Genomic DNA, 24,969 nt, shown 5'->3' with positions numbered 1-24,969 from the left:
CGGGTCAGGCGTCGTGCAGCCGTCGCCGGGCCAGCTGTGCCTCGTGCCCGCGCGGCCGGTCGACGGAGTGCACGGCCGCGAGGGCCTGGTCCAGCCGCTCCGACGCGTCCCCCGTGCCGCGGGTCAGCGCCGCGACCACCTGGGACGCCGCCACCTGGACGGGGACGCCCGCCCGGGCCGCGACCTCACCGAGCAGGTCCGCCGCGTCGGCCTCCGCCAGGCCGCGGGTCACGATGATGGCTCCCTTGGCCTGCTCGACGGCCGCCGCGGTCACCAGCGCCCGGCCCACGGCCCGCTGCGCCTCGCGGTCCAACGCCTCCCGGGTCACCGGACTGACGTCCAGCACGTACCCGACGACCTGGACGACCACGCCGGCGTCGTCGTGCCGGCCCTGGCCCGTCACGACGACGGACCGGGACCTGCCGTGCGGGTCCACGATCCGGTGCGCGCTGGCGAAGGGCCGGCCGGCATGCAGGGCGACGGCGGCCGTGCGGGACAGCCGCGACCGGTCGTCGGGGTGGGTCCGCGCCAGGACGAGGTCGATGCTCGGCTCGATGTCCCCCGGCTCGTAGCCGTGGAGGCGGAACGTCTCGTCCGACCACCAGGTGTGGCCGTTAGCGACGTCGATCCGGTAGCGCCCGACGACGAGCTGCGTTCCGGTCGCCAGCACGTCGGCGACGTCGGCGGTGCCGTTGCGAGACGTCCTGCGGGACGGCGGCACGGACATGCTCACCCCCTGGTTCCCGCGGCCGCCAGTGGCCGCAGCCGGTTGCGGCCCACCGTACTCCGGTGGGTCGCAACCGCCACCCGAGAGCGGGTGATCCGGGCGTCGTCCCTGGCAGACGCCGTCAGGCGCGGCCGGCGCCCGACCCTGCGGAGGCCGTAGGTCCGGTGCCGGTGACCTCCGGGACCTCGTCCGCGGTCGCCTCGCGACGCGCCGTGAGGTGGGCGTTCACCGACCAGGCCACCGCGGCGGCCCAGACGACGGCGACCACCCAGAGCGCGGTGGTGACCCAGACGTCCGCCACGTCGAACGAGGTGAGAAGGGTGCGCGTGTTCGTCAGCACGATCAGGCCGCCGACGGCGGAGCCGAGGACGCGCGGCGGGACGATGCGCACGAGGTACGCGGCGATCGGCGCGGCGACGAGGCCACCCAGGAGGAGCGCGATGGCCCACTGCGCGTCGACGCCCGCCGTCCCGAGGCCGAAGAGGAAGCCCAGGCTGGCGGCCACGGCGACGAGGAACTCGCTGGTGTCGATCGAGCCGATCACCTTGCGCGGCTCCATGCGGCCGCTCGCCAGGATGGCCGGCGTGCCCACGGGGCCCCAGCCGCCGCCACCGGTGGCGTCCACGAAGCCGGCCACGAGGCCGAGCGGCGTGAGGAACCGCTTGCGCAGAGGGGTGCCGATGCGGTCGGTGCGCAGGCCGCGGAACGTGAAGCGGAGCAGCACGTAGAGGCCGAGTGCCAGCAGGATGATCGAGATCAGCGGCTTGGCCAGGTCGACGGCCAGCCACGAGAGGAACGTGGCGCCCACGAACGCACCGATCGCGCCGGGCACACCGATGCGGAGGACGACCTTCCAGTCGACGTTGCCGAACCTCCAGTGGGACACCCCGGACGCCAGCGTGGTCCCGATCTCCGCGAGGTGCACGGTGGCCGAGGCGGCCGCCGGGTTGGTACCGATGGCGAGGAGCAACGTCGTCGACGTCACCCCGTAGGCCATTCCGAGGCTCCCGTCGACGAGCTGTGCTCCCAGGCCGACGAGGGCGATCAGGACGAGGGTCTTCATCGCTGCTCCAAGTGATTATTCCGATCGGGCGTATAGGAATAGTAGGAACACTTCTCGTCCGTGTCCAGCGCCAGGGCAAGGTGTCCGTCAGGTGGACGCGGCGGCGTCCGGTACCGCGGGGTGGCTCCCCCGCGCGTCAGCGCCTCAGGGGTTCTCCCACGCGTCCGAGTCGTCGAGCAGAACCCGGATCTCCGCGGGGATCGTCCCGTCCGCGACGTCGGCGATCGTCACCCGTTCGAGGACCGCCCGCACGTTCGCCCGCAGGGCGACCCACACGTGGAGCAGCGACAGCGCGGCCCCGGTGTACTCCAGGTCCGAGGGGCGCTCGTCCCGCACGTAGACCAGCGGGCCGTCGACCGCGCGCACCACGTCCGCGATCGTCACGTCCTCCGCAGGCCGCGCCAACGTGTAACCGCCACGCGACCCGCGCCGGCTCACGACGATCCCGTCCCGCCGCAGATCCCGAAGGATCGCCTCGAGGAACCGGTGAGGAATGTGCTGCGCCGCGGCCAACGCCTCCGCCGACACCGGATCGGAGCCGTCGTGACCCGCCAGCTCCACCGTCGCGCGCACCGCGTAGTCGGCCTTCGCCGAGACCCTCACCGCAGGTCGTCCTTCCCTCGTTCGTCGCCCGCCCGACCCCGGGGCGGATCCGCGTCACGCTCCGCTGCCGGCCGTGCCACCCCGCCATCCTAGAGCGGCGGCCGTCCCACCTGGTGTCACCCGCCCGGCGCGAGGCAGCGCTGGGCGGCGCGAGTCAGCGCTGGGTGGCGTGGGTCAGTGCTGGGCGGCGTGGGTCAGTGCTGGGTGGGGGGGAAGCAAGCAGGCCCCCCAACCTGGTGGTTGGGGGGCCTGTTTGTGAAGGGTGTCCGGCGGCGTCCTACTCTCCCACCCCGTCTCCAGGGCAGTACCATCGGCGCTGTAGGGCTGAGCTTCCGGGTTCGGGATGGGACCGGGCGTTTCCCCTACGCTGTGACCGCCGTAACGTTGTCGAGTTGTTCGGGTTCCACACCGGTCCCCTTGGTCTGAGGGGGTGGTGTGGGTGGTGCCCGTTTCTCGGGAACCGCACAGTGGACGCGTGCATGCAAGGAGTGTGTGTGAAGTTGTTGGCTGATTAGTACCGGTCAGCTGCGACAGTCTTTGGTCCTGTCTTCCACTTCCGGCCTATCTACCCAGTGGTCTAGCTGGGTGCCTTCACAGAATAGTTCTGTTGGAAACCTCATCTTGAAGCAGGCTTCCCGCTTAGATGCTTTCAGCGGTTATCCCTTCCGAACGTAGCGAACCAGCGGTGCTCCTGGCGGAACAACTGGCATACCAGAGGTTCGTCCGTCCCGGTCCTCTCGTACTAGGGACAGCCCTTCTCAAGTTTCCTGCGCGCGCAGCGGATAGGGACCGAACTGTCTCACGACGTTCTAAACCCAGCTCGCGTGCCGCTTTAATGGGCGAACAGCCCAACCCTTGGGACCTACTCCAGCCCCAGGATGCGACGAGCCGACATCGAGGTGCCAAACCATCCCGTCGATATGGACTCTTGGGGAAGATCAGCCTGTTATCCCCGGGGTACCTTTTATCCGTTGAGCGACGGCGCTTCCACAAGCCACCGCCGGATCACTAGTTCCGACTTTCGTCCCTGCTCGACCTGTCGGTCTCACAGTCAAGCTCCCTTGTGCACTTGCACTCGACACCTGATTGCCAACCAGGCTGAGGGAACCTTTGAGCGCCTCCGTTACATTTTGGGAGGCAACCGCCCCAGTTAAACTACCCACCAGGCACTGTCCCTGGTCCGGATCACGGACCGAGGTTAGATGGTCGATGCGGTCAGAGTGGTATTTCAACGGCGACTCCACTCGCGCTGGCGCGCGGGTTTCATAGTCTCCCACCTATCCTACACAAACCGCACCGAACACCAATACCAAGCTATAGTAAAGGTCCCGGGGTCTTTCCGTCCTGCTGCGCGTAACGAGCATCTTTACTCGTAGTGCAATTTCGCCGAGTTCGCGGTTGAGACAGCGGAGAAGTCGTTACGCCATTCGTGCAGGTCGGAACTTACCCGACAAGGAATTTCGCTACCTTAGGATGGTTATAGTTACCACCGCCGTTTACTGGGGCTTAAATTCTGGGCTTCGCCGAAGCTGACCCGTCCTCTTAACCTTCCAGCACCGGGCAGGCGTCAGTCCGTATACATCGTCTTGCGACTTAGCACGGACCTGTGTTTTTAGTAAACAGTCGCTTCTCCCTGGTCTCTGCGGCCCTCACCGCGTCCCACCGCTAGGGTGTTGACGGATCAGGCCCCCCTTCTCCCGAAGTTACGGGGGCATTTTGCCGAGTTCCTTAACCACGATTATCTCGATCGCCTTGGTATTCTCTACCTGACCACCTGAGTCGGTTTGGGGTACGGGCGGCTAGAACCTCGCGTCGAGGCTTTTCTTGGCAGCATAGGATCACCCGTTTCCCGCATACGCGGTCACTGTCAGCTCTCACCCTGGTGCTTCGCGGATTTGCCTACGAAGCGGGCTACGGCCTTGGACGTGGTCTACCATCGCCACGCCGGGCTACCTTCCTGCGTCACCCCTGTTAATACGCTTACCTACTACCGGTTCGGGTCACGCGCCGCCGGCAGCGGTGTGGTCCGAAGACCACTGTGCTGCCCTTGGGGCGTTTAGCATCACCGGGCTCGGTATGGGCGGTTCTTCGCCGGTAGGAGAATATCAACTCCTTGTCCATCGACTACGCCTGTCGGCCTCGCCTTAGGTCCCGACTTACCCAGGGCGGATTAACCTGGCCCTGGAACCCTTGGTCATTCGGCGGACGGGTTTCTCACCCGTCATTCGCTACTCATGCCTGCATTCTCACTCGTGTGGTCTCCACCGCTGGATCACTCCGCGGCTTCACTGCCCACACGACGCTCCCCTACCCACCCACACGCCTGAACACAGATCAAGTCTGTGCTGGGCAAAGTGTGAGTGCCACGGCTTCGGCGGTGTACTTGAGCCCCGCTACATTGTCGGCGCGGAATCACTTGACCAGTGAGCTATTACGCACTCTTTCAAGGGTGGCTGCTTCTAAGCCAACCTCCTGGTTGTCTGTGCAACTCCACATCCTTTCCCACTGAGCACACGCTTAGGGGCCTTAGCCGGTGGTCTGGGCTGTTTCCCTCTCGACTACGAAGCTTATCCCCCGCAGTCTCACTGCCACGCTCTGGCTTACCGGCATTCGGAGTTTGGTTGACGTCAGTAACCTGGTGGGGCCCATCGGCCATCCAGTAGCTCTACCTCCGGTAAGGAACACGTGACGCTGCACCTAAATGCATTTCGGGGAGAACCAGCTATCACGAAGTTTGATTGGCCTTTCACCCCTAACCACAGGTCATCCCCTCAGTTTTCAACCTAAGTGGGTTCGGTCCTCCACGCCGTCTTACCGGCGCTTCAACCTGCCCATGGCTAGATCACTTCGCTTCGGGTCTAGACCCGGCGACTGAATCGCCCTGTTCGGACTCGCTTTCGCTACGGCTTCCCCACACGGGTTAACCTCGCCACCGAGCACTAACTCGCAGGCTCATTCTTCAAAAGGCACGCCGTCACCCCTGCTAGGGAGGCTCCGACGGATTGTAGGCACACGGTTTCAGGTACTATTTCACTCCCCTCCCGGGGTACTTTTCACCTTTCCCTCACGGTACTTGTCCGCTATCGGTCACTAGGTAGTATTTAGGCTTAGCAAGTGGTCTTGCCAGATTCACACGAGATTTCTCGGGCCCCGTGCTACTTGGGATCCCCTCCACCAGGCCGCACCATTTCGTCTACGGGACTCACACCCTCTACGGTCCGCCTTTCAATGCGGTTCGACTATGACACGGCTTTCTTACTGGCTGAAGAACTGTCAGATTCCTCCAGAAGGTCCCACAACCCCGTACGCGCAACGCCTGACAGCTTGACACGCGCACGGTTTGGCCTCATCCGCTTTCGCTCGCCACTACTCACGGAATATCTCTTCCTGCCGGTACTGAGATGTTTCACTTCCCGGCGTTCCCTCCACTCGCCCTATATATTCAGGCGAGGGTGACCAGGCATGACCCTGGCCGGGTTCCCCCATTCGGACACCCTCGGATCACAGCTCGTTTGCCAACTCCCCGAGGCTTATCGCAGGCTACCACGTCCTTCTTCGGCTCCTAGTGCCAAGGCATCCACCGTGTGCCCTTAAAAACTTCGGCACACACTACAAATATGCTACAGAAATCCAAGAAAACGCCTCACCACCTCGCAAGAGGAAGTGATGCGTCTTTGAACATCTGGGATGCTCGCGTCCACTGTGCAGTTCTCAAGCAACGGACGAACCCGCCGGCGCGGACGCCACCAACCCCACCACCACCAGAGACCCCACACCTTCCGGTGCGAAGACCCTGCAGCAGCCAGGCGGTATGACACCCACCGACGACCCGCGTCGTGAAACCCCCGACCCATGGCCGGTTGCCTCAGGACCCAACAGTGTGCTCTCCCGACCCCACTCACGACACCGACCCGACTTTCCAACCACCCACCCACCCCGAAGGGCAGCGCAGCGGCGTACTCGCGAGCCGGCCCACGAACGGGACCGTACGGTCAATGTTCCACCCAGAGCAGCCACCAGACGCACGAACGGCGCCTCGAGCAGCCTGCATGGACCCCAGCTGAACGATCCCACCAGCACCCACCCGAACGGGCGAGCAACACCGGTGCGACCACCAGGGCCACGTGCTCCTTAGAAAGGAGGTGATCCAGCCGCACCTTCCGGTACGGCTACCTTGTTACGACTTAGTCCCAATCGCCGGTCCCACCTTCGACCACTCCCCCCCAAAGGGTTGGGCCATGGGCTTCGGGTGTTACCAACTTTCGTGACTTGACGGGCGGTGTGTACAAGGCCCGGGAACGTATTCACCGCAGCGTTGCTGATCTGCGATTACTAGCGACTCCGACTTCATGGGGTCGAGTTGCAGACCCCAATCCGAACTGAGACCGGCTTTTTGGGATTCGCTCCACCTTACGGTATCGCAGCCCTCTGTACCGGCCATTGTAGCATGCGTGAAGCCCAAGACATAAGGGGCATGATGATTTGACGTCATCCCCGCCTTCCTCCGAGTTGACCCCGGCAGTCTCCCATGAGTCCCCGGCATAACCCGCTGGCAACATGGGACGAGGGTTGCGCTCGTTGCGGGACTTAACCCAACATCTCACGACACGAGCTGACGACAACCATGCACCACCTGTGCACCGACCTTGCGGGGCACCCATCTCTGAGTGTTTCCGGTGCATGTCAAGCCTTGGTAAGGTTCTTCGCGTTGCATCGAATTAATCCGCATGCTCCGCCGCTTGTGCGGGCCCCCGTCAATTCCTTTGAGTTTTAGCCTTGCGGCCGTACTCCCCAGGCGGGGCACTTAATGCGTTAGCTGCGGCACGGAACTCGTGGAATGAGCCCCACACCTAGTGCCCAACGTTTACGGCATGGACTACCAGGGTATCTAATCCTGTTCGCTCCCCATGCTTTCGCTCCTCAGCGTCAGTTGCGGCCCAGAGACCTGCCTTCGCCATCGGTGTTCCTCCTGATATCTGCGCATTCCACCGCTACACCAGGAATTCCAGTCTCCCCTACCGCACTCTAGTCTGCCCGTACCCGATGCACGCCCCAGGTTGAGCCTGAGGTTTTCACACCAGACGCGACAAACCGCCTACGAGCTCTTTACGCCCAATAATTCCGGACAACGCTTGCGCCCTACGTATTACCGCGGCTGCTGGCACGTAGTTAGCCGGCGCTTCTTCTGCAGGTACCGTCACTTGCGCTTCTTCCCTGCTGAAAGAGGTTTACAACCCGAAGGCCGTCATCCCTCACGCGGCGTCGCTGCATCAGGCTTTCGCCCATTGTGCAATATTCCCCACTGCTGCCTCCCGTAGGAGTCTGGGCCGTGTCTCAGTCCCAGTGTGGCCGGTCGCCCTCTCAGGCCGGCTACCCGTCGACGCCTTGGTAGGCCATTACCCCACCAACAAGCTGATAGGCCGCGAGCCCATCCCCCACCGAAAAACTTTCCAGCACCCACCATGCAGCAGGCACTCATATCCGGTATTAGACCCCGTTTCCAAGGCTTATCCCGAAGTGGAGGGCAGGTTGCTCACGTGTTACTCACCCGTTCGCCACTGATCCACCCAGCAAGCTGGGCTTCACCGTTCGACTTGCATGTGTTAAGCACGCCGCCAGCGTTCGTCCTGAGCCAGGATCAAACTCTCCGTAAAAGAGAGAAAAACACCACGAACCCCGAAGAGCCCGCGATGCCAATCGATACTGGCCAGACAGCTAGCATAAAACCTAGATGTCCGATCCAAAGGAACCAATGAAGGTTCAATAAATTTGGCATTGACTATCAAGCACACTGTTGAGTTCTCAAACAACCGACACACACCATCCAGAACCGGAACTCACCGCTCCGGCCCCATCCGGGGCAACCCCTCTAACTTAGCGCCCCCGCCATTCCCATGCAAATCCGCCCCGCTCCGAAGAACGCCACGAAGAAACACCAGAAAACACAGACACCCCACCCCGATCAGAGCGCACAAAACACCCCGACCAGAAGGAAGATGGTTCCCAACCCCCGGCCCGGCCACCGGTACCCAGCCACGAAGGCCGTCTCTACGGTGTCCGACTCGCCGAGCGGGCTGAACTCCGAGAACATTACCCACCCACCCGCCCCACGTCAACGCACCCCCACGTGGCCTGCACCACTCCCCGCAGAGGACGCTCCCCGCAGGTAGGCCACGTGGGCCACGCCGGCACCGCTGCCGAGCGGCAGGACGGCACGGACGACGCGCCTGAACCCCGGTAGGCATGTTCGCGTCGTACGCAGACGCCGGCCGTCTCGCCACTTCGACGGCGGGACCGGTACGCGTTGCCCTGCTCCTCGCGGCACGGGTGTCCCTGGCGACCGTGCGTTTCAGCAGCGGACGCGGGCGCCTCGCGGTGCCGCCGCCGACCTTGGAGCCAGGATCGCGCGGCACCACAGCCGCTCCGGGTCGACGCCGCGGTCCGGCCCGGCCGGCGGGCCGGCTCGGACGGCTCACCTCTGTGGCGGGCTCGTCCCGGAGTCCGCCGGAGAACGGCCTCCGGACGATGTCGTCCGTTGGGCTCGGGTTGGCTCACGGGGCGCGCACTCGCGTCGTCGAGCGGCTGTAGCTCTGACGGCTGCTCACGGCGCTTCGACCGCCGCGCCGACCTCAGGCCCCCGGGTTGGTCGCGGCAGCTCTGCCTTCGATCGGTACCGGTGTCCGACCTGTTGGCCGGAGCGGCCTGTGGTCCAGGTCGATGTGGAGCGCGGTGGTCCCCCGCTCGAACATCCCACGCACCTGATGTCGGGTCGATCCGTTCCTCGGGCCTGGCGGGAGTGGGCGCCGACCGTGGGCGTCACGACGGAAGATGGCGGGCGAGGCGAGCAGGGCCCCGGCGCCAGCCCGTCTCGCACCCTGCGCGTCCCCGCCGGCAGCGCCGGCGGCGCGGGTTCCTCGCACCGGAGCCCTGCCCGCCGAGCAGGACGGCTCCGGTGACGAGCGCCTCGTCGAACCCCCGGGCGCAACACGCCCCGCAGCAGACGATCCCGTGAGCAGCGCGACGACAAAAAAGGCGGCGGCCCGATCCGTGTGGATCGGGCCGCCGCCTGGTGTGTGCGCCCGGAGGGATTCGAACCCCCAACCTTCTGATCCGTAGTCAGATGCTCTATCCGTTGAGCTACGGGCGCCTACCTGGCCGGTGCTTCCGTACCGGCCGTCGAGAACACTACCGCGACCGTGCCGGATCCCCAAACCGGATCCAGGGATCGTGACCGAGACCACGGTCCGCCATGCCCCGGCCCGACAGAAAAGGCCCCGGGCGACGAGCACCGGAGCCTTCCTGGCGGAGACGGCGGGATTTGAACCCGCGAACGGGTTGCCCCGTTACCACCTTAGCAGGGTGGCGCACTAGACCAGACTATGCGACGTCTCCTCGCGGCGAGCCGGTAGACCGTCTCGCCGCGGCGCCCAGAGTAACCGGCAAGGGCACTCCGGGGCAAAGCGCGACGTCGGCGGACGCCGCACCGAGCGGAGGGCGGGGGATTCGAACCCCCGGTGCGGGGTTGCCGCACAACGGTTTTCAAGACCGTCACATTCGGCCGCTCTGTCAGCCCTCCAGGCCCCGGAAGTCTAGCCGGGGCACGAGCGCGGCCGTCGACGACGGCTGCCGACCGGGGTCGGCGCCTCGTCGACGGCCGTGGGCTCAGCTGGCGGAGCCGCCGGAGCGCAGCTGACGCATCGCGAGCTGCACGAGCGAGATCAGCGTCTGCTTGGTCGCGGCCCGGGAGCGCGCGTCCGTGTAGAGCATGGGTACGTGGGCCGGGATCTGGAGCGCCTCGCGGACGTCCTCGAGACGGTGCTTCGCGACGCCGTCGAAGCAGTTCACGCCGACGACGAACGGCACGCCCCGCGACTCGAAGTAGTCGATGGCGGGGAAGCACTGCTCGAGCCGGTCGGTGTCCACCAGGACGACCGCACCGATCGCACCGCGCACCAGGTCGTCCCACATGAACAGGAAGCGGTCCTGGCCAGGGGTGCCGAACAGGTAGAGCCAGAGGTTGCCCGGCAGGGAGACACGGCCGAAGTCCATGGCCACCGTCGTGGTGGTCTTGCGGTCGGTGACACCGCCGGCGTCGTCGACGCCCACGGAGTGCTCCGTCATCGCGGCCTCGGTGTTGAGCGGCTCGACGTCGGAGATCGAGCCGATGAACGTCGTCTTGCCGACGGCGAACCCGCCGGCCACCACGATCTTCGTGGTGGTCGGGGCGCTTCCCGGCGTCGGTGCCGTGGCGGCCGGTCGCGCGGCGGGCGGCGGCTCCGTGGCCGGGCCGGCCTGCGCGACGGGAGCCTGGACCGCGGTGGCCGGGCCTGCGTGCGGCGCGGACTCCTGCGCGGGCGCCGACGACCCCCCGAGGACGCTCTGGCGCACGGGCGCGGCAGCCGGGCCGTCCGCGGCAGCAGGGGCCTCGTTCACGGGAGCCGCCTGGGTGGCCCACATGCCCGAGGGCTGCGAGACCGGGGCCCAGCTCGGCGAGAACCCACCGGCCGACGCGGGCGACGCGCTGTCAGAGGGCGGAAATGCCATTGAGAACACTCTCCAAGACGCTCAGGGAAAGCCCCGAGTGGTTGCTGCCGTGACCCGTGTGGACGTTGACCGGGGCTGAGGTGTGCACGGTGATGTGGCCCTCCTCCTGCATGTCCGCGACGAGGATGCGGACCACCCCCAGGGGGAGCTTGAGCAGGGCGGAGAGCTCGGCCACCGAGACGTAGGTGTGCGCCGCGTGCTGCAGGATCGCGCGCTTCTCCGGGGTGAGGCCGAAGCTGCTCACGGCGCCCGGCATCACCTCGACCAGGGCCTCGAGGGGCAGGTCGGACATGGACGACCGGACGCGGCCACCGGTGACCGCGTAGGGACGCACCGTGGACGCCTCGTAGCTGTCCGCGGTGTGCGCGCCCAGGGAACCGAACGGTGCGTGCGTCATGACCTACCTCATCCCACCCGCGCGGAGCGGGTCGCGCCGTCGACCGGGAGGTTGCCGCGCATCTCGGAGATGAGCTGCGGGGTGAGCGTCGCCTCGGTGCGCGAGACGAGCAGGGCCATCTCGTAACCGATGAGGCCGATGTCGCAGTTCGCGTCCGCCACGACCGCCAGGACGGAGCCGTTGGAAACGTTCATCAGGAAGAGGTAGCCGTTGTCCATCTCGATGACGGCCTGGCGGACGTTGCCGCCGTTGAGCTGCCGCGAGGCGCCGCGGGTCAGGCTCGACATGCCCGACACGATCGCGGCGAGCTGGTCGCCGCTCGTGCGGTCGAGCTGGTCCGACATCGCCATGAGCAGACCGTCCGCCGAGACCACCAGGGTGTGGCGGCTGCCCGGCACGGTGCGGACGAAGTTGTCGAGAAGCCACCCGAAGTTGGTCGCTTCAGTACTGAGGGTCACGCTTCCTCCTCATCAGATGCGCCGAGTGTGCGCAGGTCACCGCTGTGCGGGGATGATTCATGGACATCATTCACGGTCGAGCCGCATCCGTCGAGACCCCACCGCCGGTCGTCGCCGAACGGCCACGCGCGGTGGCCGTCTGGAAGGCCGACAGCCGCGCGCGCAGCTGCTCCGGGTCACGCTCGATCTGAGCCGTGAACCGGTCCGTCCGGGGAGGCTGCTCGGCCCCGCGGCTGCGCCGCGCCAGACCGGCCCCGGGGGACGGCATCGACTGGGGCTGGTAGGTCGGCTCCTGGTCGGTGGTCGTCACGTTCCCTTCCTGGAAGACACCCCGCTGGAGCAGGGTCGACATCTCCTCGTAGAGGACGGCGGACGCCATCCACTCCGAGCGCGCCTCGACGGTGTCGGGCACGTAGTGGGGGTCGAGCGGGTCGTCGGCTCCACGGCTGGTGGACCGCAGCGGCAGGACGGACTCGCCGTACGCCGTCGGGGTCGGGCGGGTGTCCTCGGGGGACTCCTGCACGGGCTGCGGCGCCGGCTCGGCCGGCCCCGGCTGGTAGGGGACGTGGTCGATCTCGGGGGCGCGGTACGCCGTCGCCCGCTCCGGACGCACCGGCTCCGGGCGTGCGGGCTCGGGGCGTGCAGGCTCGGGGACGGACGGCCCGGCGGGCTCGCCCCAGAGGGACGGCGCCGCGGGGGCGACCGGAGCGCTGCGCGGCGGTGCCGGCTCGCTCGGGGACCCGACGGCCTCGTCGAAGCTCCGCGGGGAGCGCTCGGGCTCCGGCGCGAACCGGCCCGCGAGCGGGTCGGTGGTGGCGACGGGCCCGGGTGCGAACGGCTCCGCGGCGGTCGCCGCGTCCACGGCGGGCTCGTCGGCGGCCGGCTTGCGACCGAACAGACCGCGCTTGCGGTGGGCGGCCGCGTCCCCGCGCCGGGTCGGCAGGTCGGACATGAGGTCCTCGAACGCCGGCAGCGCGGCGTAGTCCTGCTCCGGCTCCGTGCTCTCGGCCGGGGACGCCGCCGGTGCGGCGGGCTCGTCCGCGGCCCAGGCCGAGCGGGCGACGGGTGCAGGAGCCTCGGGTGCGGGTGCAGCGGCCGGGGCCGGGGCCGGGGTGCCGGTCCCGAAGCCCAGCGGGATGTCCGCCGGGTCCTCCGAGACGGCGTCGAGCTGCAGCGTGCCCTCCTGGGGGCTCTCCGCCAGCCGGTCCATCGACCGGAAGTTGGAGAACAGCCCGGCGCGCTGCTCGACGTCGAGCGGACCGGTGAGGCGCTCGGGCTCGGGGAGCGGGAGCGCGCCGGAGAGGGTGACCGGCTCCGCCGCGACCGGCGTGGCGGCACGGTGGCGGCTCGGGAGCGAGCGCTCGGACGGCGCGACCTCCTGCGGCGGCGTCCAGGGGGCGTCGTCGGCCTCGGGCAGCGACTCGTCGAGGTGCGGCGTGACCAGCGGCGGGAGCACGATCGCCTCGGTCGGCGTCTCGCCGTCGGAGCGACGGCGGCGCGGCATGCCCGCGGACGTCGTGCCGTCGGTCAGGGCGTCGATGTCGACGGGCTCGGCGACGGGTGCCTCGGGCTCTGCCAGGCCGAAGCCGAGGCCGACCGGCTGCGCCACCGGGGCGGGCGCCGACGTGGGCACCTGCGGCGCGGTGGACGGAGCAGCCGGGGCGGAGGCCGCCGAGGCCGTGGCAGCCGGCGCGGGAGCAGACTCCTCGGCAGGGGCCGGGAGCGCGTACTCGTCCCGGACGGGGACGGAGAGCTGAGCGGCGGACCGCTGCGTCGCGGCCTCCAGCGGGTCCGTGGGCTGCGGCAGCGGCAGCGCCTCGTCCGCGAGGAAGAGCTCGTTCGGCAGGACGACGGTGACCAGCGTGCCGCGCCCCTCGAAACCGGTGCCGAAGACGACCTGCGCGTTGAGCCGGTTCGCGAGCCGGCCGACGACGAAGAGGCCGAGGCGCTGGGCGCCGACCGCGTCGGTCGCGGCTGCGGAAGCCACCTTGGCGTTGGCGTCGACGATCTCCTCCGCGGACATGCCGAGGCCGTGGTCGCGCACCGCGACGACGACGCCGCGGGCGTCGCGCGTGGTGGTGACCTCGACGGGCGTGTGCGGCTCGGAGAACATCGTGGCGTTCTCGAGGAGCTCGGCCAGCAGGTGGGCGCCCGTCAGGGCGTTGTGCCCGAGCATGTGCGGGTCGGACTGGAGGTTGAGGCGGACCCGGTCGTACAGCTCGATCTCGGACGACGCGGTGCGGATGACGTCGGAGACGGGCATGGGCTGCCGGACGCGTCGACCCGAGTCGATGCCCGCCAGGACGAGCAGGGACTCGGCGTTGCGGCGCATCCGCGTCGCGAGGTGGTCGAGGCGGAACAGGTTCGACAGGGTGTTCGGGTCCTCCTCGGACCGCTCGAGCTCGTCGAGGAACGCGAGCTGGCGGTTGAGGAGCACCTGGTCACGACGCGCGACGTTGACGAACATCTCCGCGATCGACCCACGGAGGGCGGCCTGCTGCCGGGCGACGACCATCGTCGTCTCGTTGACCTCGTTGAACGCGTTCGCGAGGCGACCGATCTCGTCGGAGGACTCGACGGGGACCTGTACGAGGTCGACGCCCGGGTTCTGTCCGGGCACCGCCATCTGCTCGACCATCTGCGGGAGGCGGTCGCGCACGTCGGCGGTGGCGGCGGTGAGGCGCCGGAGCGGGTTCACGATGCGTCGGGCGATGACGACGGCGATGACGACGGACAGCAGCACGATGCCGAAGGTCGCGAGCATGGTGCCGATGGCCTGGTTGCGGGCGTTGCCGGACAGGTCGCCCGCGTAGGTGACGGTCTCGTCGCGGACCTGGTCGCGGACGGGCTGCATGGCGTCGATCCACTGCTGCGACAGCTCGGCGGAGGCAGCGGCGACCTCGGGGTCGACGGCCGACGGGTTCAGGTACTCGACGTTGGTGCGCAGGATCGCGAAGTCCTCGTCGAGGGTGGGCAGCGAGAGCCCGAGCCCGAGACGGTCGACGGCCTCCTGCGCGGCGGCGGTGTGGTCGTCGGTGTCGCTGATCGCCGCGGACATCTGCTGGGAGATCTGGGCGAGCTCGGTGGTCTCGCGGGCGCTCAGGTCGTCCTCGCCGCGCGCCTGACCCTGCTGGTAGAGACCCACGGAGAGCAGCGCACGCTCGTAGGTGTTCGCCAGCATCGCCTCGTCCATGGCGGTGTAGGCGTTGAGGCGCCGCACGAGGCCCTCGTCGGTGGAGACGGCGGAGAGGGACCGCGGGACGTCGAGGGCGCGCTCGATCACCTCGCTGTAGCGCTGCAGCGCCTGCGCGGGGAGGATCTGCCGCGAGGTGACGTCGCTCTGGAGGTCGTCGAGCTCGATGCGGTCGTCGATGGTCTGCGCGACGGCGTCCTGCACGTTGACGCTCAGCGCGTCGAGGTCGAGCTCGCGCAGCGCGGCGTCGCGGCCGTCGAGCGCCTCGTCGGTCTGCTCCTGCGCCTCGACGAGCGCGTCCATGGCGCCCGGCACGTCGTTGAGGGCGGCGAACGCGAGTCCGCGCTCGGTGGCGACGGCGCTGCCGGCGGTGTCCTGCACCTCGAGGCTGTCGACCAGCGCGGAGGTCTGGCGCGCTTCGGCTGCCTCCTGCAGGGCGCCCCACGAGATGAAGCCCGCCGCGAGGACGAGGACGAAGATCGGCACGGCGAGTGTCGCAAGGATCTTCCCGCGAACGCCCAACCTGCGGAGCATGAGGACCTCTCTCCATCACTGGTGGTACGGCGACAAGGGCTAGTCCGACCCCTGCCACCGGTGATTCCGCCACCGCTGGGAACGTTCCCGCGCGCGTCGACACGCGCGGGTAGGGTGCATCGGTGTGCGAGCGGTCACGATAACGGTCCAGGGCGGGTCAGGGAAACTCACCACGAATGTGACGAACCTACCCGATCCCGACACGAGCGAGATCGTCGTTGATGTCGCCTCAAGTGGCATCAACCGCGCTGACCTGCTACAACGCGCCGGACTCTACCCTCCGCCGCCGGGCGCTCCCGAGTGGCCGGGGCTGGAGATCTCGGGTACGGTCCGCGCGCTGGGGCCGGGCGTGTCCTCCCGGCGTGTCGGTGAGCGCGTCGTCGCCCTGCTCGACGGCGGCGGCTGGGCGGACCGCGCGGTCGTCCGCGCCGCGCAGACGCTGCCCGTCCCCGACGGCGTCGACCTGGTGGACGCCGCGGCCCTGCCGGAGGCCGTGTGCACGGCCTGGACGAACCTCGTGGACGCCGGCCGCCTGACGGCCGGCGAGACGCTCCTGGTGCACGGCGGGTCGGGCGGCGTGGGCAGCATCGCCGTCCAGCTCGGTGTCGCCCTCGGTGCGCGCGTCGTCACCACCGCCGGCGGTCCCGAGCGGGTGGACCGGTGCCGGGCCCTCGGTGCGGACGTCGTCGTCGACCACCGGCGGGACGACGTCGTCGACGCGGTCCGGGCGGCCACCGACGGGCGCGGCGCCGACGTCGTGCTCGACGTCCTCGGCGGCGGCGCGCTGCGTGACAACGTGTGCGTCCTGGCCACCGGCGGCCGGCTCGTCGTCATCGGGCTGCAGCAGGGCAGACGGGGCGAGCTCGACCTCGCGGCCCTCATGGCGAAGCGCGCCACCGTCACGGGCACGACGCTGCGGTCGCGCAGCCCGCAGGAGAAGGCCGCGATCGTGGCCGCCGTGGGCGAGCACGTGTGGCCGATGGTCGCCGACGGCCGGGTGCGGCCCGTGGTCCACGACCGGCTCCCCTTGGGGGACGCCGAGCGGGCGCTGGCGATGCTGGAGAGCGGCGAGGTGTTCGGCAAGCTCCTGCTCGTGCCCTGACGCTGCGTCAGTCGCGTCCGGTGGCGGTCATCGCGATCGCCCCGGTGACGAGCGCGAGCCCGACGACCTCCGGCCAGGTGGGCACCTGGCGCAGCACCACGGCGCCGACGACGGTCGCGGTCGCGGGCAGCAGGGCGAGGAGCACCGAGAAGGTCGCGGTGCCGATGCGACGCAGCACCACCTGGTCGAGCACGTACGGGACGACGGACGAGCAGACCGCGACCACCAGCAGGAACCCGAGCAGCGCCGGGTCCAGCACGACGTCAGGCACCGAGCCGCCGTAGAGCGGCGCGAACAGCAGGGCGCCGGCGGCCATGCCGACGGCGAGCCCGTCGATGCCGGACCCACCGCCCGCGACGCGCTTGCCGAGCACGATGTAGCCGGCCCAGCACGCCGCGGCGGCGAGCACCGCGACCAGGCCGACGACGACGTCCTCGCGGGGCAGGTCGCCGTCGAGCGTGACCCCCGCGAGCAGCACCACACCGCACGCCGCGACCACGATCGCGCCACGTTCTCGCCAGCCGCGCCCCGTCACGGCGGCCACGGCGATGGGGCCCGTGAACTCGATGGCGACCGCGACGCCGAGGGGCAGATGGTCGATGCCGACGTAGAACACGATGTTCATCGCGGACAGGGCGGCGCCGAACGCGGCGGCGACCAGCAGGTCGTGGCGCGTCCAGCGGCGACGCCACGGCCGCCGCCAGGCGAGCAGGACGACGGCGGCGAGCACGATCCGCCACCAGCTCACGGTGGGCGCGCCGAGGGTGTCGAAGAGCCCGACGGCGACGGCCGCACCCAGATAGAGCGTCAGCCCGGAGACGACGAACAGCGCGGGCGCGGGCACCCGGTCGAGCGTCCCGCGGGGTGGGGACGGAGGCCCGGCGGGGCCGGGGGCGGTGTCGTCGGGCACCTGGGGAGCCTACGTCGCGACGCCGCCCCGGACGCCCCTGTCCGGTTGTGGAGGAGATGCGAAGAAACGGTGGACTTCGGACGGTAGGTCCCCTATGGTCACGGCGGTCGGCACACCGGTGCCGACACCTACCGGGAGGAAAACCATGGGTTTCGGCGACGCCGTCAAGTCCGTCTTCAGCAAGTACGCCACGTTCTCCGGCCGCGCCCGCCGGTCCGAGCTCTGGTTCTGGGCCCTGTTCGTGGCGCTCGTCGCCGTCGCGCTCAGCATCCTCGTCAACACCACCGACGGGCTCACCGTCGACATGACGACGATGGCCATCTCCTACGGGGCGACCTACTGGATCGCGTCGCTCGTGAATCTGGCACTGCTCCTGCCCGGCATCGCGGTCACGGTGCGGCGCCTGCACGACACGGACCGCTCCGGCTTCTGGTGGTTCATCGGCCTGGTCCCGCTGGCCGGCCCGATCGTCCTCCTCGTCTTCACGGTCCAGGACGGCACGCCGGGCGACAACCGCTTCGGCACCAGCCCGAAGGCCGTCGCCGCCCCGGTGCCCGCCGCCGTCTGATCTCCGGCAGTCGTGACGCGCGAAGGGTCCCGACGACGACGTCGGGACCCTTCGCGCGTCACGGCACCGCCTGCCGCCGTGCGGGGCTACCCCTTCACCGCGCCCGCCAGCATGCCGCGCACGAAGAACCGCTGGAGCGCGATGAACACGATGAGCGGCACGATCATGGCGACGAACGCACCGGCGGTGAGCAGGTGCCAGTCGCCGCCGCGGGAGCCGGCGAGCTCGGCGACCGCCACCGTCATCGGGCGGTAGGCGGGGGAGGTGAACGTCAGGCCGACGAGCAGGTCGTTCCACACCCACAGGAACTGGAAGATGCCGAACGACGCGATGGCCGGCACGAGGAGCGGGAACAGCACACGGAAGAAGATCTTCACGTGCCCGGCGCCGTCGACGCGGGCGGCCTCGACGAGCGACGCCGGGATGTCCTTCATGAAGTTGTGCAGCAGGAAGATCGCGAGCGGCAGCGCGAAGATCGAGTGCGACAGCCAGACGGTCCAGAAGGTGCCGTTGATCCCCCAGTCGACGTAGTCGGACAGCAGCGGGACGAGCGCGACCTGCAGCGGCACCACCTGGAGCGCGAACACGGCGACGAAGAGGAACTCCCGCCCCTTGAACGGGATCCAGGCGAAGGCGTAGGCGGCCAGCAGCGCGAGCGTGATCGGGATGATCACGGCCGGGATCGTGATGACGAACGAGTTGACGAACGTGTCCGCCAGGTTCGAGCTGTTGCCGTAGAGGACCTCGTTGTAGTTGTCGGCCGTGAACTCCGCCTCGCCGGTGAAGACGCCCGGGATGACCGTCCACCAGCCGCTGTTGCGGATGTCGAGCTCGGGGCGGAACGACGTCACGAGCAGGCCGACGGACGGGATCGTCCACAGGACCGCGATGATGATCGCGATACCGGAGGCCCAGGGTGAGCTGAGCCGCCCCTTGGTGGCGATGGCGCGCTTCTCCAGGCGGGACAGCTTGCGGGGCGTCGCGGGGCTGTCGTCCTCGACCAGGGGGCCGGCGGCCTGCCCGGGCGTCGGTGTCGTCGTCATCGGATGTCCTCCGCCTTCCGCATCTGGCCCACGTTGTAGACGATGATCGGGATGACCAGGATGAACAGCACCACGGCGAGCGCGGCGGCGAGGCCCTGGTTGTTCTGCCGGAACGCCTGCGTGTAGAACTCGTTCGCCACGACCTGGGTGCCGAACTGCCCGCCGGTCATGGTGCGGACGATGTCGAACGCCTTGAGCGTGGCCATGGCGATGGTCGTCAGCACGACGACGAGGGCGGGCCGGATGCTCGGCACGGTGATGAACCGGAACATCTGCATGCCGTGCAGGCCGTCGAGCCGGGCGGCCTCGACGATGTCGTCGGGGATCGCCTTGATCGCGGCCGACAGCACCGTCATCGCGAAACCGGTCTGGATCCAGATCATCACGACGATGAGGAACCCGGTGTTCCACGGCTGCCCGATGAGGAACTGCTGCGGTGGCATGCCGAGCCAGACGAGGACCTGGTTGAGCAGGCCGATCTGCTGGATGCCGGCCTGCTCGGGCCGGAACTCGTAGACGAAGCCCCAGATGATGGAGGCGCCGACCATCGAGATCGCCATGGGGATGAACACGAGCGCCTTGGCGGCCTTCTCGAACCGGGTGCGGTCCACCAGCACGGCGTACACCAGCCCGATGACCGTGCTGAGCAGCGGCGCCAGGATCACCCAGGCCGCGGTCACGAGAAGGACCTTCTGGAACTGGGGCTGCGTGAACGCGGTGACGTAGTTGTCGAGCCCGACGAACTCCGTGCTGGTGTCGTCGAAGAACGAGTTCCACACGGTGATGAGCGTCGGTCGGATCAGCCCGTACAGCAGGAAGGCCAGCGGTACGCCGACGAAGCCGATCGCGACGACCCAGTTCGGGATGCGCTTGGGCCGGTCGACGACGAACAGGACCAGGCTCATCACGGCGACGAACAGCAGGATCGCCACGAACATGACGAGGAACTTCTCGGTGGCTCCGGACGGCTCGAGCAACCAGGACACGGGTGACCTCCTTCAGGAGACGGCCATCAGGGGACGGTCGTGGCCGGTCCGGGGTGTGCGCCCCGGACCGGCCACCGGTGGATCACTGAGGCCAGCTGTCCTCGATCTGGTCGACGACCTCCTGGGTGTCGGAGCCCGTCAGCCAGTTGACGATGCCGGTCCAGAACGTGCCGGCACCGACCTCACCGGGCATGAGGTCCGAGCCGTCGAACGCGATGACCGCGTCCTCGTCGGCCAGGGTCTCCCAGGCGAGCTGGTCGAACTCCGTCTGGAGGTTCGCCGGGTCGAGACCCGTGTTGGCGCTGACCCAACCGCCCTCGGGCGTGGCCAGGGCCTTCTGGTTGGCCCAGTCCGCGCTCGCGAGGTAGGTCTGGAAGGCCTGGACCTCGGGCCGGTCGGCGAACGCCGCGACGAACTCGCCGCCACCGAGCACCGGCTTGATGTCCGTCTGGTCGGTCGGCAGGTAGAACGCGAAGACGTCACCCTCGGAGCCGACCTCCGTGCCGGACGGCCACTGCGTCTGGTAGAAGTTCGCCGCGCGGTGCAGCCAGCAGTTGCCGTCGAGGATCGGGAACCCGGCGTCGGTCCACGGGGAGGTGGCGATCGAGTCGACACCGCCGAGGCCGGCGTTCACGTACTCCGGGTTCTTGAGGATCTCGCCGGTGGCGTCCCACGCCTCGACGATCTGCGGGTCGTTGAACGGGATCTCGTGGGTGTACCACTGCTCGTAGACGTCAGGACCCGCGGTGCGCAGGACGACGTCCTCGATCCAGTCCGTGCCCGGCCAGCCGGTCGCGTCGCCGGACTCGACGCCGGCGCACCAGGGCAGGGTCTCCTGCTCCGCGGCGATGGTCTCCGTGAGCGTGAGGAGGTCGCTCCACGTCTCGGGGACCTCGTACCCGGCGTCGGCGAACATCGACGGCGAGTACCAGACGAACGACTTCGCGTTCGCGCCGAGCGGGGCGGCGTAGAACGTGTCGTTGACGGTGCCGTAGCCCTTCCACGTCTCGGAGAAGAACTCGTCGACGTTGGCGACGGTCGCGTCGGGCGCCGGGACGATGGCGTCCGGGTAGTCGTTGACGATGGTGTTGAGCAGGCCGGGCTGCGGCAGGTACGCGATGTCGGGGGCGTTGCCGGCCTGGATGCGGACGAGGAGCTGCGCCTCGAACTCGCGCGAGCCCTCGTAGGCCACCGTGACACCGGTGCACTCCTCGAACGGGTCGTAGGAGGCCTCCTGGGTGGCCTGCTCGGGCTCGACGATCGACGTGTAGATGTTCACGGTGGTGCCCTCGAGGTCGCCGAACTCCTCGTAGGCGGCACAGTCGATGGACGACGACGAGGTCGCGTCGCCGCTCTCCCCCTCGCTGGGGGCGTCGCCGTCCGGGTCGCTGCAGGCGGTGAGGAGGAGCGCCAGGCTCGCGCCCCCCGCGAGCACCGCCAGGCCGCGCCGGCGTGCGGTCGTCGTGGTTCTGGTCATGCCAACCCTCCACTGCATCGTGCGGTCACCGACGACGGACGCCGTCGACTCGGGCGAGACTCCCGGGTCCACTTTGTCCCGGACATGGCACTCTCGCACCCTTTGTAAAGCAGACCGCAACGTTGCAGGTCGCGCAACCGGTCGGTCCCTGCAACCACGTCACGATGTGATGACGATCTGACGCCGGTCGACCCGGCGATCCGTGACACCCTGTACCCAGCACCGTCACCGCACCCGGAAGGACCACCATGATCGAGCTGAGGAGCCCGCGCGAGATCGAGGAGATGCGCCCGGCCGGCCAGTTCGTCGCCGAGACGCTCACCGCCGTGCGCGAGGCCGCCAGGCCCGGCGTCAACCTGCTCGAGCTCGACGACCTGGCCCACCGGATGATCAAGCAGCGCGGCGCCGAGTCCTGCTACATCGACTACCACCCGTCGTTCGGCGCCAGCCCCTTCGGCAAGGTCATCTGCACCTCCGTCAACGACGCCGTCCTGCACGGCCTCCCCCACGACTACACCCTCGTCGACGGGGACCTCCTCAGCATCGACTTCGCCGTCGCCGTCGACGGCTGGGTCTCCGACTCCGCGCTGTCGTTCGTCGTCGGGCAGCCCACCACCCCCGAGCGTGGCGAGGCCGACGCGAAGCTCATCCGCGCCACGGAGGTCGCCCTCGACGCCGGGATCGCCGCCGCCCAGCCCGGCAAGAAGATCGGCGACATCTCCGCCGCCATCGCCGCCGTCGCCCGCGAGGCCGGCTACCGCATCAACACCGACTTCGGCGGCCACGGCGTCGGCCGCACCATGCACGGCGACCCGCACATCCCCAACGACGGCCGCGCCGGCCGGGGCTACCCGCTGCGCCCCGGCCTCGTGATCGCCATCGAGCCCTGGTTCCTCGAGACCACCGACGAGATCTACACCGACGACGACGGCTGGACCCTCCGCTCGGCCGACGGCTCCCGCGGCGCCCACAGCGAGCACACCGTCGCCATCACCGCCGACGGCCCGCTGGTCCTCACCGCCCGCGACTGACCGCGGCGCGAGTCAGCGCAGGCCCACGCGAGTCAGCGCGACCGTCGTCGAGTCAGCGCAGGTCCGGCGGCAACGGCGCAAGACGTGACGCCGGAGGACACAGGACGAGGACGCGCGTCGTCGTCAGACCCGGAGTGGAGGGCCCCCTGGGCCCGTGAACGCGACGGCGCGCGTCCTCGTCCTGCGTCCGGCCCCCGGCGCGAGCGCTGACTCGCGGCGGTGCTCAGTGGAGCGGGCGCAGGGCGTCGACGGCGCCGTGCTCGTCGATCGACCCCACCACCTCGTCGGCGGCGGCCTGCACCGCGTCGTCGGCGTGTCCCATGGCGACGCCTCGCGCGGCCCAGCGCAGCATGTCGACGTCGTTGTGACCGTCACCGAGCGCCATGGTCCGTCCCGGGTCGACGCCGACGGCGACGCGCACCTTCTCCAGCGCGGTCGCCTTGGTCACGCCGTGGGGGGCGATGTCCATCCACGCCGTCCACCCGACGGCGTAGGTGACGTCGTCGTAGCCGAGCCGGGCCACGAGCTCGTGGAACATCTCGCTCGTCGCCTCGGGGCTGCGCACGATGACGCGCGTGACCTCCTGCGACCACAGCTCCTCGAAGTCGACCACCGCGAACGTGCCGTCGAGCTCACCCTCGGGGAAGAGCTCGTTCATGCGGAATCCGACGCCGAGGTCCTCGACGGCGTACCGCGCGTCGGGCAGCTCCTCGCGGAGCAGGCGCAGCGCGGGCTGCGGGTCGAACGTGATCATCTCGGCGACGCGCCACCCGCGGGGCTCCGCAGGGTCGATCTCGACGGTGACCGCTCCGTTCGAGCAGACCATCCAGCCGCTCTCGATACCGAGTGCCTCCGCCACGGGCAGCATGGCGACGAGCGAGCGGCCCGACGCGAGCACGACCTCGTGGCCGGCGGCGCGCACGCCCGCGACGGCGTCGCGCACCTCGTCGGCCAGCACGCCGTCGTAGGTGAGCAGCGTGCCGTCGATGTCGAGCGCGACCAGCGACCGGTCGGACCGCACCGGCATCAGCGGACCGGCTCGAGGACCTCGAGGCCGCCCAGGTAGGGCCGCAGGCCCTCCGGGACGCGGACCGAGCCGTCGGGCTGCTGGTGGTTCTCCAGGATCGCGACGATCCAGCGCGTCGTGCCGAGGGTTCCGTTGAGGGTCGCCACCGTGCGGGTGCCGTCCTCGGTGCGCTCGCGCACGTTCATGCGGCGCGCCTGGAACGTCGTGCAGTTCGACGTCGACGTGAGCTCCAGGAAGCGCTCCTGCGTGGGCAGCCACGCCTCGCAGTCGAACTTGCGCGCGGCCGACGTGCCGAGGTCGCCCGCGGCGGTGTCGATGACGCGGTAGGGCAGCTCGACCTTCGCCATCATCGCCTCCTCCCACGCGAGCAGGCGCTCGTGCTCGGCGGCGGCGTCCTCGACGGCGCAGTAGGAGAACATCTCGACCTTCTGGAACTGGTGCACGCGGATGATGCCGCGCACGTCCTTGCCGTGCGACCCCGCCTCGCGGCGGTAGCAGGCGCTCCAGCCGGCGTACCGCTTGGGGCCCGACGACAGGTCGACGATCTCGTCGCCGTGGTAGCCGGCGAGAGCGACCTCGGAGGTGCCGACGAGGTACAGATCGTCCCGCTCGAGCCGGTAGATCTCGTCGGCGTGCGCGCCGAGGAACCCGGTGCCGCGCATCGTCTCCGGGGTGACGAGCGTCGGGGTGATCATCGGCGTGAAGCCCGCCTCGACGGCGAGGTCCATCGCCGCGTTGAGGATCGCCAGCTCCAGGCGTGCGCCGACGCCGGTGAGGAAGTAGAAGCGCGACCCCGACACCTTCGCACCGCGGGTGGTGTCGATCGCGCCGAGACCCTCGCCGATCGCGAGGTGGTCGCGCGGCTCGAATCCCTCCGCCGCGAAGTCGCGCGGCGTGCCCACATGCTTGAGCGTGACGAAGTCCGCCTCGCCGCCGGCAGGCGCTCCCTCGACGACGTTCGGGATGCGGTACAGCAGCTCGTCCAGCTCCGACTCGGCGGCGTTCGCCTCCGCCTGGTGGGCCTTGACCTGCTCGGCGAGCTCCTTCGTCCGCGCCAGCAGGGCCGCCTTCTCGTCGCCGGATGCCTGGGCGACCTGCTTGCCCATCGCCTTCTGCTCCGCGCGCAGCGACTCGTACTGCGCCAGGGACGACCGGCGTCGGGCGTCCGCGGACAGCACCGCGTCCACCAGGGTCGGGTCCTCACCGCGGGCCTGCTGGCTCGCGCGGACGACGTCGGGGTTGTCGCGCAGGAGTCGGATGTCGATCACGCCCGCAAGCCTAACGGCCGGGCGGTGCGCTGACTCGC

At 69.0% G+C, this 24,969-nt stretch carries 16 protein-coding genes, 3 tRNA genes and 3 rRNA genes; 3 read left to right on the top strand and 19 right to left on the bottom strand.

Translation table 11 applies throughout. The features are described 5' to 3' along the window. Positions 1-4: 4 nt before the first annotated feature. The 13 genes from I598_RS13855 to I598_RS13795 form a co-directional block, all read right to left on the bottom strand. Positions 5-727, bottom strand: a complete 723-nt coding sequence (locus I598_RS13855) for a PAS and ANTAR domain-containing protein (RefSeq protein ID WP_068203453.1) — start codon at positions 725-727, stop codon at positions 5-7. Between the two features lie 121 nt (positions 728-848). Further along, positions 849-1,790 carry a sulfite exporter TauE/SafE family protein gene (locus tag I598_RS13850; RefSeq protein WP_068203452.1) on the bottom strand — a complete coding sequence of 314 codons (942 nt, stop codon included), beginning with the start codon at positions 1,788-1,790 and terminating at the stop codon, positions 849-851. Between the two features lie 144 nt (positions 1,791-1,934). Continuing rightward, the gene (locus I598_RS13845) at positions 1,935-2,393 is read right to left on the bottom strand and encodes an RrF2 family transcriptional regulator (protein WP_068203451.1); all 459 of its coding nucleotides are present in this window, start codon (positions 2,391-2,393) and stop codon (positions 1,935-1,937) included. Positions 2,394-2,657: 264 nt separating this feature from the next. Further along, positions 2,658-2,774 (bottom strand): 5S ribosomal RNA (rrf, locus tag I598_RS13840). Positions 2,775-2,884: 110 nt separating this feature from the next. Then, positions 2,885-5,998 (bottom strand): 23S ribosomal RNA (locus I598_RS13835). Between the two features lie 530 nt (positions 5,999-6,528). Next, positions 6,529-8,047, bottom strand: a 16S ribosomal RNA gene (locus tag I598_RS13830). The 16S, 23S and 5S rRNA genes sit together here, the layout of an rRNA operon. A 1,420-nt stretch (positions 8,048-9,467) precedes the next feature. Then, positions 9,468-9,540 (bottom strand) — tRNA-Arg (locus I598_RS13825). 153 nt (positions 9,541-9,693) lie between these two features. After that, a tRNA-Ser gene (locus tag I598_RS13820) sits at positions 9,694-9,785 on the bottom strand. A gap of 96 nt (positions 9,786-9,881) precedes the next feature. Beyond that, a tRNA-Ser gene (locus tag I598_RS13815) sits at positions 9,882-9,969 on the bottom strand. A gap of 86 nt (positions 9,970-10,055) precedes the next feature. Continuing rightward, positions 10,056-10,601 (bottom strand): GTP-binding protein, encoded by a 546-nt coding sequence (locus I598_RS18160; protein ID WP_232314344.1) that lies wholly within the window; start codon positions 10,599-10,601, stop codon positions 10,056-10,058. Between the two features lie 316 nt (positions 10,602-10,917). Next, positions 10,918-11,334, bottom strand: a complete 417-nt coding sequence (locus I598_RS13805) for a DUF742 domain-containing protein (protein WP_068203449.1) — start codon at positions 11,332-11,334, stop codon at positions 10,918-10,920. A gap of 8 nt (positions 11,335-11,342) precedes the next feature. Beyond that, complete coding sequence (locus I598_RS13800; RefSeq protein WP_068203448.1) at positions 11,343-11,792, bottom strand: roadblock/LC7 domain-containing protein; 450 nt, start codon at positions 11,790-11,792, stop codon at positions 11,343-11,345. A 70-nt stretch (positions 11,793-11,862) separates the two neighbouring features. Next, positions 11,863-15,471: a sensor histidine kinase gene (locus tag I598_RS13795; protein WP_068203447.1), complete on the bottom strand. Its 3,609-nt coding sequence runs from the start codon at positions 15,469-15,471 to the stop codon at positions 11,863-11,865. Positions 15,472-15,643: 172 nt separating this feature from the next. On the opposite strand from I598_RS13795, the gene I598_RS13790 reads away from it, so the two are divergent. Beyond that, entirely contained in the window at positions 15,644-16,621 is a 978-nt protein-coding gene (locus I598_RS13790) for an NAD(P)H-quinone oxidoreductase (RefSeq protein ID WP_068203446.1), read from the top strand. Positions 16,622-16,628: 7 nt separating this feature from the next. On the opposite strand, the gene I598_RS13785 is transcribed toward I598_RS13790, so the two are convergent. Continuing rightward, positions 16,629-17,465: an EamA family transporter gene (locus I598_RS13785; RefSeq protein WP_068205307.1), complete on the bottom strand. Its 837-nt coding sequence runs from the start codon at positions 17,463-17,465 to the stop codon at positions 16,629-16,631. 211 nt (positions 17,466-17,676) lie between these two features. Here I598_RS13785 and I598_RS13780 point away from each other — a divergent pair, with 211 nt between their 5' ends. Beyond that, complete coding sequence (locus I598_RS13780; protein WP_068203445.1) at positions 17,677-18,099, top strand: DUF805 domain-containing protein; 423 nt, start codon at positions 17,677-17,679, stop codon at positions 18,097-18,099. A gap of 86 nt (positions 18,100-18,185) precedes the next feature. Here I598_RS13780 and I598_RS13775 read toward each other — a convergent pair whose 3' ends face one another. From I598_RS13775 to I598_RS13765, 3 genes are all read right to left on the bottom strand, one after another. Then, on the bottom strand, positions 18,186-19,142 hold the full coding sequence (locus tag I598_RS13775) for a carbohydrate ABC transporter permease (protein WP_068203444.1): 957 nt from the start codon (positions 19,140-19,142) through the stop codon (positions 18,186-18,188). Then, the gene (locus tag I598_RS13770) at positions 19,139-20,128 is read right to left on the bottom strand and encodes a carbohydrate ABC transporter permease (protein ID WP_083973322.1); all 990 of its coding nucleotides are present in this window, start codon (positions 20,126-20,128) and stop codon (positions 19,139-19,141) included. Before I598_RS13770 ends, I598_RS13775 begins: the two co-directional genes overlap by 4 nt. Positions 20,129-20,210: 82 nt before the next feature. Continuing rightward, positions 20,211-21,605: an ABC transporter substrate-binding protein gene (locus I598_RS13765; RefSeq protein WP_068203443.1), complete on the bottom strand. Its 1,395-nt coding sequence runs from the start codon at positions 21,603-21,605 to the stop codon at positions 20,211-20,213. 248 nt (positions 21,606-21,853) lie between these two features. Here I598_RS13765 and map point away from each other — a divergent pair, with 248 nt between their 5' ends. Then, positions 21,854-22,636, top strand: coding sequence for a type I methionyl aminopeptidase (gene map, locus I598_RS13760; RefSeq protein WP_068203442.1), 783 nt, complete (start codon positions 21,854-21,856; stop codon positions 22,634-22,636). A 223-nt stretch (positions 22,637-22,859) separates the two neighbouring features. On the opposite strand, the gene I598_RS13755 is transcribed toward map, so the two are convergent. Beyond that, positions 22,860-23,663, bottom strand: a complete 804-nt coding sequence (locus I598_RS13755; RefSeq protein ID WP_068203441.1) for an HAD family hydrolase — start codon at positions 23,661-23,663, stop codon at positions 22,860-22,862. Then, entirely contained in the window at positions 23,663-24,931 is a 1,269-nt protein-coding gene (gene serS / locus I598_RS13750; protein ID WP_068203440.1) for a serine--tRNA ligase, read from the bottom strand. The genes I598_RS13755 and serS overlap by 1 nt, the downstream gene beginning before the upstream one ends. Positions 24,932-24,969: the final 38 nt, after the last annotated feature.

Source organism: Isoptericola dokdonensis DS-3 (assembly GCF_001636295.1).
GTDB lineage: Bacteria > Actinomycetota > Actinomycetes > Actinomycetales > Cellulomonadaceae > Isoptericola > Isoptericola dokdonensis.
Note: the sequence above shows the minus strand (reverse complement) of the source record. Positions and strands in the feature narration are given on the sequence as shown.

Coding starts and splice junctions, on each gene's coding strand:
- I598_RS13855 (WP_068203453.1), bottom strand. CDS start 727: ATGTCCGTGCCGCCGTCCCGCAGGACGTCTCGCAACGGCACCGCCGAC.
- I598_RS13850 (WP_068203452.1), bottom strand. CDS start 1,790: ATGAAGACCCTCGTCCTGATCGCCCTCGTCGGCCTGGGAGCACAGCTC.
- I598_RS13805 (WP_068203449.1), bottom strand. CDS start 11,334: ATGACGCACGCACCGTTCGGTTCCCTGGGCGCGCACACCGCGGACAGC.
- I598_RS13780 (WP_068203445.1), top strand. CDS start 17,677: ATGGGTTTCGGCGACGCCGTCAAGTCCGTCTTCAGCAAGTACGCCACG.
- I598_RS13775 (WP_068203444.1), bottom strand. CDS start 19,142: ATGACGACGACACCGACGCCCGGGCAGGCCGCCGGCCCCCTGGTCGAG.
- I598_RS13765 (WP_068203443.1), bottom strand. CDS start 21,605: ATGACCAGAACCACGACGACCGCACGCCGGCGCGGCCTGGCGGTGCTC.
- map (WP_068203442.1), top strand. CDS start 21,854: ATGATCGAGCTGAGGAGCCCGCGCGAGATCGAGGAGATGCGCCCGGCC.
- I598_RS13755 (WP_068203441.1), bottom strand. CDS start 23,663: ATGCCGGTGCGGTCCGACCGGTCGCTGGTCGCGCTCGACATCGACGGC.